This is a genomic window from Mycolicibacterium sp. XJ662 (assembly GCF_053484035.1).
In genome coordinates this window covers 1,165,307-1,177,740 of sequence record NZ_JBEFTL010000001.1, presented here as the reverse complement: position 1 = coordinate 1,177,740, position 12,434 = coordinate 1,165,307, and the positions used below count along the sequence as shown (strand labels likewise).

Genomic DNA, 12,434 nt, shown 5'->3' with positions numbered 1-12,434 from the left:
TGAACCCTCTGTGGGGCACGGGCTTTCGGGCGGTATGGACTGGAGCCGATAACGTGGAGGTCACTTGTTGGTCACCGATCGCAGCGCGGTGACGATCTGGTCGGGGGTGGGCGGGCAGCCCGGGATCTCGACGTCGACGGGGACCACGTCACTGACCGCGCCGACGACCCCGTAGGCGTCGGCGAAGACGCCCCGGTTCAGTGCACAATCACCGCACGCGATGACCACCCGCGGCTTGGGGGTGGCCGCGACCGTGTTGCTCAGCGGTTCGGCCATGTTGCGGGTGACCACGCCGGTGACCAGCAGGGCGTCGGCGTGCCGGGGTGAGGCGACCAGCCGCGCGCCGTACCGCTCGGCGTCGTAGACCGGGCCGAACGCCCCGCCGATCTCGACCTCGCAGCCGTTGCACGAGCCGGCGTCGACGTGGCGGATCTGCAGCGAACCCCGCACGCCGGTCGGGGGTTCGACGGCGGCATGCGGTGCGGGACCGGATGGTTCGACGATTCGGCCGACTCGAAAGATCTTGCGTAGCCAGCTCATTGCTCACCTCCGGCATCGCGCAGGTCCGACAGCATCGCAACGCGGTCGCTGAAGACCGTGGTCAGCACCTTGCGTGCGACCGCGAGCAACTCGGCGATGTCCGGTGATGCGATGGAGTAGATGACATTGTTGCCGTCCTTGCGCGCCGTCACGATCCCGGCACGACGCAGCACGCCCAGCTGTTGGGACAGGTTCGATGGCTCGAGGCCGACCTCGGGCTGCAGTTCTCCCACGGACAGGTCCTTCTCGGCCAGCAGTTCCAGAATCCGCACGCGGGCTGGATGGCCGAGCGTCTTGAAGAACTCGCCCTTGAGCTTGTACAGCGGCTGCACCCAGACTCCTGAAGAACTGTCGAAATTGTCAGTTGAACGATTTTTCAGATAGTAGACCGCATCGGTGGGGCGTTTCAACTCGGCGTTCTCAGCGGGCGGGTGGAGCCTGTTCGCCGAGGGGTTTGATGGCGCCCTGCACAAGGGCCGAGACGGCGTTGTTGTCTCGGCCGCCGGTGAAGAACAGCATCTCGTCGCCGGCTTCGAGAGCGTCGTCGGGCCGGGGAATGACAATTCCGCTTTCCCGGATGATGACCGCCAACGCGGTGTTCTCCGCCAACGGCAACTCAGCCACCCGCCGGCCCACCAACGGATCCCCTTCGGGCAACGTGAGTTTCGCGAGGCTGACCTGGCCCTGCCGCAGTTCCATCAACCGGACCACGTGGCCGATGTCGATGGCCCCCTCGATCGCCGCGACAAGCGCCGCCGGCGCGGACACCGCGAGGTCAACGCCCCACGCGTCGTTGAACAACCACTGGTTGCGCATGTCGTTGACCCGCGCCACCACCCTATCGACCCCGAACTCCGTCTTGGCCAACAGCGAGGCCGTCAGGTTCACCTTGTCGTCGCCCGTCGCGGCGATCACCACATCGCAGGTCTGAAGCCCGGCGTCTTGCAACGCGGTGAGCTCACAGGCGTCGGCCAACAACCAATCGGCTTCGGGCACCGTTTGTGGTTCGTAGTGGCGGACACTGTGTTCGATCAGCAAGACCTTGTGGCCGTAGCCGATCAGTTCCTGGGCCACGGAGCGACCGATCGCGCCCGCGCCTGCGATGCCGATGCGCATCGACCGACGTTCCTCGGTGCGACCCGACGCTGGAGAAGGTCGCTTCCTGAGACGGAACACGAGTTCATACTGACGTATCCACTGCCGTGGTAGGTCTGTACTGCAGACCGCGCCAACCATCCGGTCCCGAACGGGGAAGAAATGACCCTGCAGCAGCTCTATCTGGTGCTGCTGGCGGGCGGGCTCGTGCTGTTGGCCAGCATCGTCGCCACCCGGGCCGCCAGCCGCATCGGGCTACCGAGCCTGTTGTTGTTCTTGGCCGTCGGCGTCATCGTCGGCGAGGACGGGTTGGGTCTGCAGTTCGACGACTACCTGCTCGCCGATCACCTCGGCACCGTGGCCCTGGCGATCATCCTCATCGAAGGCGGTCTGACGACCCGGTTCGCCGACGTGCGCCGGCTGTTGGCACCCGCCGGTGTGCTGGCCACCTTGGGGGTCGCCACCACCATGGTGGTCACCGCGGCGGGCGCGCATCTGCTGCTGGGCATGGATTGGCAACTGGCGCTGCTGCTAGGCGCCATCGTCTCGTCGACCGACGCGGCGGCGGTGTTCTCGGTGCTGCGGGTGGTGCCGCTGCCGCGCCGCGTCGCGGGCCTGCTCGAAGCCGAGTCGGGGTTCAACGACGCCCCCGCCGTCATCTTCGTCTTGCTGTTCAGCGCCACGCCGCTGGAGCTGTCTCCGGTACACACGTTCGTCGAAGTGATCTACGAGTTGGCCGCGGGCGGTGTGATCGGCGTGATCTTCGGCGTCGTAGGGGCTTTCGGCTTGCGGAGCATCGCGCTGCCGGCGTCGGGCTTGTATCCGCTTGCGGCGTTCGGCATCGGCATGGTGGCCTTCGCGGCGGCGGGCACGGCACAAGCCAGCGGGTTCCTCGCCGCGTACGTGTCCGGCCTGGTGCTCGCCAATTCCGGGCTGCCCCACCGCTCGGCGACCCGGTCCTTCGCCGAGGGGCTCGCCTGGCTGGCGCAGATCGGCCTGTTCGTGTTGCTCGGCCTGCTGGTGGACCCGAGCGATCTGGGCGCCGAGATACTGCCCGCGATTGCGATCGGGCTTGTCCTCTTGCTGATCGCGCGACCGCTGTCCGTTGCGGTTTCGCTTGTCGGGTTCCGAATACCTTGGCGGGAGCAACTTTTCGTATCCTGGGCCGGTTTGCGCGGCGCGGTGCCCATCGTGTTGGCCACGTTCCCGATCGTCGGCGGAGTACCCGACAGCCTTCGGCTGCTCAACATCGTCTTCATCCTGGTCGTGGTGTTCACGCTGGTGCAGGGTCCCAGCCTGGGTTGGGTCGGCCGGCGGTTGGGGCTGGTCTCAAAGGAAGCCACCCGCGAGATCCAGGTGGAATCGGCGCCGCTGGATGTGTTGGAGGCCGAACTGCTCACGATGACGGTGCAGGCACCGTCGCGCTTGCACAACGTCACGGTGCGGGAACTGCGACTACCTGATCCCAGCGTGATCACCCTGATCATCCGCGGCGGTCACACATTCGTGCCTCAGCCGGACACCCGAATCGCCATCGACGACGAACTGCTCATCGTCACCACGAGCAAGACGCGGGAGGCCACCGAGCGGCGACTGCGGGCGGTCAGCCGTCGCGGAAAGCTGGCGCACTGGTTCAACGAGTACGGCGAGGCGGGATAACGGCGACTACGCTCAACCGGGTGCGATTCGCCTTCAAAACCTCCCCGCAGAACACCACCTGGGCAGACATGCTCGCCGTCTGGCAGGCCGCCGACGACATCGAAATCTTTGATTCCGGTTGGACTTTCGACCACTTCTACCCGATCTTCTCCGACTCGACGGGCCCGTGCCTGGAAGGTTGGATCACGCTCACGGCGTTGGCCCAGGCGACCAAGCGCCTGCGGCTCGGCACGTTGGTGACCGGCATTCACTACCGTCATCCGGCCGTACTCGCGAACATGGCCGCGTCGTTGGACATCGTGTCCAACGGCCGGCTGGAACTGGGCGTCGGCGCCGGCTGGAACGAGGAGGAGTCCGGTGCCTACGGCATCGAGCTGGGCACCGTGAAGGAACGGTTCGACCGTTTCGAGGAGGCCTGCGAGGTGCTCACCGGGCTGTTGAGCCAGCAGACGACGACGTTCGACGGGACGTTCTACCAACTCAGAGACGCGCGCTGTGAGCCGAAGGGCCCGCAGCGGCCGCACCCGCCGATCTGTATCGGCGGCAACGGTGAGAAGCGCACGCTCAAGATCACGGCCAGGTACGCCCAGCACTGGAATTTCGTCGGCGGTCCGCCCGAGTTGTTCGCACGCAAGCGCGATGTTCTGGCCTCGCATTGCGCCGACATCGGCCGCGATCCGAGCGAGATCACGCTGTCGGCGCACGTGCGGCTGAACCCAGACCTCGATTACGGCGCGGTCGTTGAGGAGGCCGCGGCGCTCGGCAAGGAAGGGCTGGACCTGGCCATCGTCTATCTGCCGCCGCCGCACGATCCGGCGGTTCTGGAACCGCTGGCACAGGAGATCCGGGCGTCGGGTCTGTTAGACGGCCACGGCTGAGGGTCACGAAGAGGTAACGATTCGGCAAACGAGCGTGACCGTCCGTTTGCTGCCGCCGACGGCTGGGTAGCGAGTTCGCTAGATGCCGTAACGAAGCATCTCGTCGGGGGTTATCAGCCGCTCCGCCTTGGCGGGAAATCCGCGGCTCTTCAAGGGATGACGGAAAAGTGACCAGGCGATTCGACTCACCCGTGACCGAGAAAGCGGGTTGAGGTACACGGAACTAACTCCTGCGTCGATACAGATAGCTGATCAGGGCCCACCTTAGCGCAGCGCCCTCACTGAAGTCATTAAATCCCGCTGGCCGGGCAAACGGTCCGAGGCGCGCCGAGATATCATCTGATGTTTTTTGTGAGGCAGTTGTGACTGGTGTGATTGTCGGGTATAGGCGGCTGCGGGGGTTTGACGGCCACTCTCTGGTGGGCCCTGGCGGCCCCGCACGGCAATATTGGTCCGATTGTGTTTGCTGGCTTGTCGGTGTGTGGACGCTTTTCCTGGGATAGTCGTGGACTGGCGTCGATCGGTCGAATAACTCTCCGACGTGGTGATTAGAGACTTTTTGCTGGTGAGCCGGTGCGTCGCGCGGCCCGGTTGGCGTTGTAGAGGCGCCACAAATTCGTGCAATTGGCGGGGTTGCTGTTCCGGTAGCATTTTCGTGGTGACGCCTGAATGGGCTTGCCAATTGCTAAGCGCCGAATTGGCGGCTGTGCGGAGTGACAATGACTGAGACCTTGCGGATCGACGCGCCGCTGGTGCAGCAAGCGGGAAGCCGGTTGCAGGCGCTGGCTGCTGCGATCCCTCCGCCGCCGGCCGCGTTCAGCCCGACGGGCGCTGATGCGTTGTCGGTCGCGATCGCGGGCAAGGTCGCCGAGGTGGTCGACCCGGTCCTGGCTCAGTTGCCGGTGGCCAAAGAAGAGTTGACGCGGTATGCGCAAAAGGTGTTGGCGGCCGCGGGCATGTACGACGCGACCGACCGGCAGATCGCCGAGGAGATTCTCAAGCGGCTGGGTGAGTTCGACGGGTCTCAGGCCGGTTCGGGGTCGGCAGGTGGCGGTGCTGGAGCGGGTGCTGCGACGGCGGCTGAAGGCGCGGCGACGACGGGCGCAGGTGCGGCTGACCCGGCCGGGCAGATGGGCCAGATGATGCAGATGCCAATGCAAATGGCGCAGCAGGCGGCTCAGATTCCGATGCAATTGGCGGGGATGGCAGGGGCCATCCCGGCGGCGATGATGCAGGGTATGCAAAGCGCTATGCAGCAGGTCGGCCAGCTCTCCGAGATGTCTGGCGTCGACGATGAGCTGAAACTCGAAGCGGAAGAAGACAAGTCGGCGGCGCCAACGGACGAACAGCGACCAGAAGAAGAGGAAGAGCCTCGGGTCGCTGGAGCGGCGCCGGGTTCCGGTGGTGAGAGAGTGCCGGAACCGCAGGCACAGGAGGCGCAGCCGCAGGCGCCTGAGGCACCGCCGAAGCCCGCGCCGACGCGGCCGGCTGAGGCATCGCCGGAGATTGCGTTGTGAGTTATCCGCCGCCGCCGGGAGGTCCGCCCAACCCGCCGCCGCAAGGTGGCCCGCCAGGTCAGTACGGTCCTCCGCCGCAACAGCCGCCGTGGCCGCCGCAGCAGTGGCCGCCGGGCCCGCCGCCGAAGAAGCGTGGCAATGGGTGGAAGTGGGCGCTGGGCGCGGTGGCATTGCTAGCGGTCATTGGAGTGACTGTCGCGGTGACGGTTTCGGTGACAAGCGATGACGGCGGCAACGGCGCCGATCCATCAGGCAACAACTATGGCTTGGCTAGTGCGGGCGACAAGGGACCCGCAAACATCATCACCGAAGACCCGACATGCGGGGCGTGGGCACCGATCAACACGACGCTTGCTCAGGCACAACGAAACGGCTGGGACAGCATCGATCGCTCCATCCCTGTTGATCGTTGGACAACCGAACAACGCGGCCAGTACGACGATGTGGGACGAGCCATGGTCGCAGCAGCAGATCAATCGACGCGGCTAGTCAAGATCACACCTCATCGCGTTGTCCGCGAACTTTACGAGCAATTCATTGCCTACGCGCGCGCTTACGCCGACGCGATTCCCACATACAAGCCCGTCGACAATTATCTGGCCATTGTCGTTGCTGACACATCGTCGGCTCTGGCAAACATATGTGCAGCGATCACCTACGACACTGCTCAAGCATGGGCGCCTCTGGTTCCAACTCCGGAGCCGCCAACTCGAATTGCGGCGATTGATGACCCCAATGATCCACAACGGTTTTTGACATCGCCGGATCCAACATGCGAAAAATGGGAAGACTTATTGCGTCAGTTCCAAGCTGATGCCAGCGCTTGGAACACGATCGACGCGGGCAAACCTTTTGCTGAGTGGAATGCCGAGCAGCGTTCGGTTGCCGAATCACTTAAGCCAGTTATCAGCGCATTCGCCGATGACGTAGAGAATCTGGGTCGCCGTAGCGAGAGTCCCGTACTGGAGGATTTCGCAGTACTCGCTGCGCAATACCGCCGTGCGTTTGTTGAAGCGCTGCCTACTTACACGTCGGCCGATTCTTACCTCTCTGGTGTGGCTGTCGACCTCACCAACGCGATATTCGATGCATGTAAAGCGGTCGGCGTCTGATGGAGCAAGGAAAAGTTACGGCACTCAGCCGTATTGTCACAAAACCTGCAGGGCGACTGGCAGGCTGCTGGCTTTGGCACACAGCGAGATCGCAATCGCCGCTACGCGGCCTTCGCGATCATTTGATCGAGTGCACGTGACTTAGGATGAGTATCTCACGACCAAATGATCCGTACGAGATGGCAGCGCCACCGGCATGGCCTGACGTAGACGAAGATGTGCTGCGCGCATGTGCAGATGCAATCGACGCAGTTTCGAATTCTCTTGGCGCGCAACTCGATGCCGCAAAACAAGAACGCAGTGCAATGTTCGGAGGAGTCGGTCTCTGGTCAGGGGCAGGGGCGATAGCCGCTAACGCCGCGCTCGATAAGCGGATCGCTGATATACAAGCGGTCAAGGACAAGCTTGACACCTCCGCAAAGCTCTTTCGTGACTGCGCTACCGCTGTGACGAATGCGAAAAACGGCATCATCGACAATGTCGACCTCGCGCACAACTTGATTGACATCATTCAGCGTGCAGATGGCTCCGAGTCGGAGAAGAAGTCGGCAATCGATGCCGTCGTGGAATCAACTCGTAACGAAAATCTCGACATCGTCGCTTTGGCAGCTTCGCAAGTCTCTGGAAAGACGTCGCCCTCTCTCGACAGCACGGATGGCTCAGCAGGAGACGAATCCCAACTTGACCCTGCCCTCGACACTGAAAGCACTCGAGTGGTTCAAGTTAGTCATTTGACCGGTATCGGCGGGCATGAATTAAAATCCACGCCACCGGCAGGGCCGCGCACGCCGCCATCTAACTCTCTGCCGACCGATGGCGAACTTGCGGGTGTCGGTGGGAATGAAGTTCACGGAACGTTCCCCACCGAAGTGTCGGCCAAAGACCATAACCCCTTACCTTCTGGTAGTGGTTTCTTGGATGTCGGTGGTGACCGAGTTGTGGCTGATCCGTCATCGCCTGCCGCACCTGAAGTCGGCCCAAGCGCTCCTATTGCGATGCCGCCCGGCGCGCCTGTAATCCCCGGCGCCCCAAGCGCTCCCGGGGCGCCATCTACGCCAGGGATCAGCACACCCGCAGCACCTGCTTCCGGCGTATCGACACCGGCGACACCGTCGACATCTGCCCCTAGCGCGCCGAGTACCGCGACTCCTGCGGCGGCAGCGGCCAATCAAACGCAGATGGCAGAGTTCCAACGCTCCGTCGCAGATGCCGCCGCGAGAGCTGCTGCGCAGACACCGATCCCACCTCCGCAGCCGGCCGCAGCACCTATGAGTGCTGCCGCCGCTCCCCAACCACTCGCTGCCCCAGCGGTACCCGACACTCCGAATCCGCCTCCGCCCGCGCCGACTTCATCGACTGGCCCCAGCACCGGTGCGGTTGCACCCGCTCCCGTCGCACCCGCTCCTGGCGTCGGGGCCCCGCCGCCCGGCGGCGCTGTTCCGCTGGGTCCACCTCCGACACCTCCACCGGCAGCACCGGTCGCTCCCACAACCCCCTCTGGGCCCAGCGTCGCACCGGCTGCGGCGGCACCAGGTTCGAGCACCGTGGGAGCACCCGCACCAGTACCGGTCTCGGCGGCGCGTGCCGAACGTGAAGCTATCGCTGCCGCAACGCTTCGCCGCCCCTCCGCCACCGACCCAACGCAAGTCGCCCACCGAATCGCTGCCGCCCTCAACGTTGGCATCACTGATCTTGGCTTCTTCTGGATCACCGGGCTGGCCAAGGACGGCACGATCGTCGTCGCCAACAACTACGGGCTCGGCTACATCCCCGACGGCGTCAACCTCCCGGACCAAGTGAAAATGGCGACCGCCGACGAGTCCATACCCGCCGCCGTTCGAGGCACCTGGGCGACGTATCCCATTCTCGCCCTTCATGGTTGGGCGCAGCACCACAATACCGAACTGCGCGCTGTCATTGCCACCGAGGACCAGTTCAAAGGTTTCGACCCCGGTGCGCCAAAGATCGTCCTGCGTCCCGACGACATCCCCGAGAGCGGACAGATGAATGGCCGACACCGATTGCAGGTGATCTCTGCCGACGCCGCGCAAAAGCTCGCCGCGCTCAGCGCCAGCGGTCTATCGGACGTGTTGCCTCCAGCGCCTGCGGATACCAATGCACCAGACGATCGACGGTCATCGCTGTGGTTCGAAGTGTTTCGGCCGCTACTAAGCAATGCACCGGACCGGGGACAGGCCCAACTCGAAGCTTTCGTCGCTTACGCCGAGCATGCCCAAGAGTTGGCGCTGCACCGGGCCCACGTCGCAACCGACACCGCAGACCAACGGGCCGCGATCGCCGACTGGATCTATTGGCAACACCTCGGCGTCCTCATGGCAGACGCCAGCGCAGCACGCGCCACCGTCTGAATCGAGTTCAGCCGGTCCTGGACAACTGGAACCGCAGCGCGTCATATCCAGGACACGCGACGGCACCGGCAAGGGATCCATTGTCGATGGTCAGCGCGCAACCATCACTGGTCCCCGTCCACGTGTTGCCCTGCAGATGGAGCACCCCGCGATTCGAAGATGTCTCCTGGACACAACCCGGACCGCAGGAGGTGAACACCCAGGTAGACGGCTCGCCAACCGGACCGGGCCCTCCAGTCACCGTCCCGGTGTATGTCCCGTCGAGCGACTCGGCCGCCGCCGGGCCGGCCAGCCCGACTGAAGCCCCGATCATCAGTGCGGCGGTCACCGCCAGTCGCGTATACATACTTCCCCCTCGATCAGCATCGGAACACTGGATCTCGCGACGCTATCCAACGAGAGAAGCCGGAGATACTGGGGATTTCCCTACGTTTGTGAGGATCACATCCCCACGAGCGCACGGTTGTTCGCAGGTCTACTCGACATATCCGTACAACAACCGTGCGCCCAAAGAAGCAACCCCAGGGTTTGGCTCCCGCCTCAACGGGCACGTCCTAAAGCAAGACTTCGAGGAGGATGCCCATGCGCGCAGTGACCTGGCAGGGACGACGGAACGTCTCCGTCGACAACGTGCCCGACCCGACGATCAAGGAACCCAACGACGCGATCATCCGCGTGACCAGCACCAACATTTGCGGGTCCGACCTGCATCTCTACGAAGTGCTCGGCGCGTTCATGAGCGAAGGCGACATCCTCGGCCACGAGGCCATGGGGGTCGTCGAGGAAGTCGGCCGCGACGTCAACGGCCTCAAGGTCGGCGACCGCGTCGTCATCCCGTTCAACATCTCCTGCGGGCACTGCTTCATGTGCGACCAAGGCCTGCAGAGCCAATGCGAAACCACCCAGAACCGCGACCAGGGCACCGGCGCCGCCCTGTTCGGCTACTCCAAGCTCTACGGCGAGGTCGCCGGCGGCCAGGCCGAATACCTACGCGTCCCCCAGGCCCAGTACACCCACATCAAAGTGCCCGAAGACGGACCCGACGAACGCTACGTCTACCTCTCCGACGTGCTGCCCACCGCATGGCAGGGCGTCGAGTACGCCGCCGTGCCCGACGGCGGCACGCTGGTGGTGCTCGGCCTCGGCCCGATCGGGGCCATGGCGTGCCGCATCGCGTCACATCGCAACAACTGCAAGGTGATTGGCGTGGATCTGGTCGACGAGCGCCTCGACCGCGCCCGCGAGTACTGCCAGGAAGTCATCGATCTACGCAAGGACGACGCCGACGAGATCGTCAAGAGCCACACCGAGGGCCGCGGCGCCGACTCGGTGATCGATGCCGTCGGCATGGAGGCTCACGGGTCCCCGGTCGCCGAGGTCGCACAGACCGCCAGCGGTTACCTGCCATCCCCGGTGGGACGGCTCATGATGAAACGCGCCGGCGTGGATCGGCTCGCCGCCCTGAACTCCGCCATCTCGCTGGTGCGCCGGGGCGGCACCATCTCACTGTCCGGTGTTTACGGCGGCGCCGCCGACCCCATCAACATGATGACGTTGTTCGACAAGCAGATTCAGCTGCGGATGGGTCAGGCCAACGTCAAGAAGTGGGTGCCTGACATCATGCCGCTGCTCACCCCGGAGGATCCGCTCGGCGTCGAACAGTTCGCCACCCACCGCCTTCCGATGGAGGCCGCGCCGGACGCATACGCCAAATTCCAGAAGAAGCAGGACGGCATGGTCAAGGTGGTGCTCACGCCGTAACCGGGGTATTCCGCCCACATGGATCAGTCCGAAGCACCCCTACTGGATGCGCTGGTCGACTACCGCAAACGCGACCGCTACGGATACAGCCCGCCCGGTCACCGCCAAGGCCGCGGCGTCGACGAACGCGTGCTCGCCGTGCTCGGCCACGAAGCCTTCCGTGACGACCTGCTTGCCAACGGCGGCCTCGATGACCGCCGCTCACAAAACAAATACCTCCAGCGCGCCGAAGACCTGATGGCTGAGGCCGTCGGCGCCAAAGTCGCCTGGTTCTCCACCTGCGGCAGCTCACTGTCGGTCAAGGCCGCGATGATGGCCGTCGCCGGCGGGCCGGACCAGTCCGCTGCGTCATCCGGCGGCGGCAGCCTCATCGTTCCCCGCGACAGCCATAAGTCCATCGTCGCGGGACTGGTCTTCTCTGGCGTACAACCGCACTGGGTCACCCCGCGCTGGGACGCCGAACGCCACATCTCCCATCCCCCGTCACCCGACGAGTTCGAACGCGCCTGGGACGCCCACCCCGACGCCGCCGGCGCCCTCGTCGTCAGCCCCAGCCCGTACGGCACCTGCGCCGACCTCGCCGGCATCGCCCAGGTGTGCCACGCCCGCGGCAAACCGCTGATCGTCGACGAGGCCTGGGGCGCTCACCTGCCGTTCCACGAAAACCTGCCGACGTGGGCAATGGACGCCGGCGCCGACGTCTGTGTGGTCAGCGTGCACAAGATGGGCGCCGGATTCGAACAGGGCTCGGTCTTTCACCTGCAGGGCGACCTCATCGACCAAGACCGCCTGTCGGCCTGCGCCGACCTGTTGATGACCACCAGCCCCAGCGTGCCCATCTATGCCGCGATGGACGGCTGGCGCAGACAGATGGTCGAGCACGGCCGTGACTTGCTCGGCGCCGCAATGGAACTCGCTCGCGGGCTGCGCGGGGACCTCGAGCTCATCCCCGACGTCGAGGTGCTCGACGACGAACTTCTCGGCGTCGAAGCCTCACACGACCTCGACCGTCTCCAGGTGCTGATCGACGTGTCGGCCGTCGGAACGACCGGCTACCAAGCCGCCGACTGGCTGCGCGACCACCGCCACATCGACCTCGGCATGAGCGATCACCGCCGCATCCTGGCCACGATGTCCTTCGCCGACGACAAGGCGACCTCCGAACGCCTTCTCGACTCCCTATGGGCGTGGCGCAAGGCCGCCAACGACTTCGACAAGCCGGCCCCGATGCGGCTGCCCTCCCCGTCGGAGATCGAGCTCGAGACCGTCGAGTTGCCCCGCGACGCCTTCTTCGGACGCACCGAAGCCGTGCCCGCCGGCAAGGCCGACGGCCGCGTCGCCGCCGAACAGATCACGCCCTATCCGCCCGGCATACCCGCCGTCGTGCCGGGTGAGCGTCTCAACGACGCCGTGATCGACTATCTGCGCTCGGGTTTGCGCGCGGGCATGAACCTTCCCGACGCCGCCGACCCCACCCTGGAGACGTTTCGCGTCATAGCCTGA

The 12,434-nt window shown here is 64.8% G+C and carries 11 protein-coding genes and 1 pseudogene; 8 read left to right on the top strand and 4 right to left on the bottom strand.

The window, feature by feature from the left end; all coding sequences use genetic code 11:
• Positions 1 to 60: 60 nt before the first annotated feature.
• The 3 genes from ABQE93_RS05500 to ABQE93_RS05490 all read right to left on the bottom strand — a co-directional run bounded on the left by ABQE93_RS05500 (position 61) and on the right by ABQE93_RS05490 (position 1,656).
• Complete coding sequence (locus tag ABQE93_RS05500; RefSeq protein ID WP_448406252.1) at positions 61 to 540, bottom strand: NADH-quinone oxidoreductase subunit B family protein; 480 nt, start codon at positions 538 to 540, stop codon at positions 61 to 63.
• Positions 537 to 872 carry an ArsR/SmtB family transcription factor gene (locus ABQE93_RS05495; protein ID WP_448406538.1) on the bottom strand — a complete coding sequence of 112 codons (336 nt, stop codon included), beginning with the start codon at positions 870 to 872 and terminating at the stop codon, positions 537 to 539. Before ABQE93_RS05495 ends, ABQE93_RS05500 begins: the two co-directional genes overlap by 4 nt.
• A gap of 88 nt (positions 873 to 960) precedes the next feature.
• On the bottom strand, positions 961 to 1,656 hold the full coding sequence (locus tag ABQE93_RS05490) for a potassium channel family protein (RefSeq protein ID WP_448406251.1): 696 nt from the start codon (positions 1,654 to 1,656) through the stop codon (positions 961 to 963).
• A gap of 141 nt (positions 1,657 to 1,797) precedes the next feature.
• Between ABQE93_RS05490 and ABQE93_RS05485 the strand changes: the two genes are divergently transcribed.
• The 6 genes and pseudogenes from ABQE93_RS05485 (at position 1,798) to ABQE93_RS05460 (ending at position 9,170) form a co-directional block, all read left to right on the top strand.
• The gene (locus tag ABQE93_RS05485; protein WP_448406250.1) at positions 1,798 to 3,294 is read left to right on the top strand and encodes a potassium/proton antiporter; all 1,497 of its coding nucleotides are present in this window, start codon (positions 1,798 to 1,800) and stop codon (positions 3,292 to 3,294) included.
• A gap of 20 nt (positions 3,295 to 3,314) precedes the next feature.
• A complete protein-coding gene (locus ABQE93_RS05480; protein WP_448406249.1) occupies positions 3,315 to 4,172 on the top strand; it encodes an LLM class F420-dependent oxidoreductase in 858 nt (285 codons plus the stop codon).
• 719 nt (positions 4,173 to 4,891) lie between these two features.
• Positions 4,892 to 5,689, top strand: a complete 798-nt coding sequence (locus ABQE93_RS05475; protein ID WP_448406248.1) for a PE domain-containing protein — start codon at positions 4,892 to 4,894, stop codon at positions 5,687 to 5,689.
• A gap of 188 nt (positions 5,690 to 5,877) precedes the next feature.
• A complete protein-coding gene (locus ABQE93_RS05470; RefSeq protein ID WP_448406247.1) occupies positions 5,878 to 6,801 on the top strand; it encodes an ESX-1 system-associated protein in 924 nt (307 codons plus the stop codon).
• Positions 6,802 to 6,947: 146 nt separating this feature from the next.
• Positions 6,948 to 7,301, top strand: a pseudogene (locus ABQE93_RS05465) (WXG100-like domain-containing protein); the annotation flags it as partial.
• A gap of 1,044 nt (positions 7,302 to 8,345) precedes the next feature.
• Positions 8,346 to 9,170: an EspK C-terminal domain-containing protein gene (locus tag ABQE93_RS05460; RefSeq protein WP_448406537.1), complete on the top strand. Its 825-nt coding sequence runs from the start codon at positions 8,346 to 8,348 to the stop codon at positions 9,168 to 9,170.
• A gap of 7 nt (positions 9,171 to 9,177) precedes the next feature.
• On the opposite strand, the gene ABQE93_RS05455 is transcribed toward ABQE93_RS05460, so the two are convergent.
• Positions 9,178 to 9,516, bottom strand: a complete 339-nt coding sequence (locus ABQE93_RS05455) for a hypothetical protein (RefSeq protein ID WP_448438051.1) — start codon at positions 9,514 to 9,516, stop codon at positions 9,178 to 9,180.
• Between the two features lie 236 nt (positions 9,517 to 9,752).
• Here ABQE93_RS05455 and ABQE93_RS05450 point away from each other — a divergent pair, with 236 nt between their 5' ends.
• Complete coding sequence (locus tag ABQE93_RS05450) at positions 9,753 to 10,931, top strand: zinc-dependent alcohol dehydrogenase (protein ID WP_448406246.1); 1,179 nt, start codon at positions 9,753 to 9,755, stop codon at positions 10,929 to 10,931.
• Positions 10,932 to 10,949: 18 nt separating this feature from the next.
• On the top strand, positions 10,950 to 12,434 hold the full coding sequence (locus tag ABQE93_RS05445) for an aminotransferase class I/II-fold pyridoxal phosphate-dependent enzyme (protein WP_448406245.1): 1,485 nt from the start codon (positions 10,950 to 10,952) through the stop codon (positions 12,432 to 12,434).

Coding starts and splice junctions, on each gene's coding strand:
- ABQE93_RS05485 (WP_448406250.1), top strand. CDS start 1,798: ATGACCCTGCAGCAGCTCTATCTGGTGCTGCTGGCGGGCGGGCTCGTG.
- ABQE93_RS05445 (WP_448406245.1), top strand. CDS start 10,950: ATGGATCAGTCCGAAGCACCCCTACTGGATGCGCTGGTCGACTACCGC.
- ABQE93_RS05490 (WP_448406251.1), bottom strand. CDS start 1,656: ATGCGCATCGGCATCGCAGGCGCGGGCGCGATCGGTCGCTCCGTGGCC.
- ABQE93_RS05450 (WP_448406246.1), top strand. CDS start 9,753: ATGCGCGCAGTGACCTGGCAGGGACGACGGAACGTCTCCGTCGACAAC.
- ABQE93_RS05500 (WP_448406252.1), bottom strand. CDS start 540: ATGAGCTGGCTACGCAAGATCTTTCGAGTCGGCCGAATCGTCGAACCA.
- ABQE93_RS05475 (WP_448406248.1), top strand. CDS start 4,892: ATGACTGAGACCTTGCGGATCGACGCGCCGCTGGTGCAGCAAGCGGGA.
- ABQE93_RS05455 (WP_448438051.1), bottom strand. CDS start 9,516: ATGTATACGCGACTGGCGGTGACCGCCGCACTGATGATCGGGGCTTCA.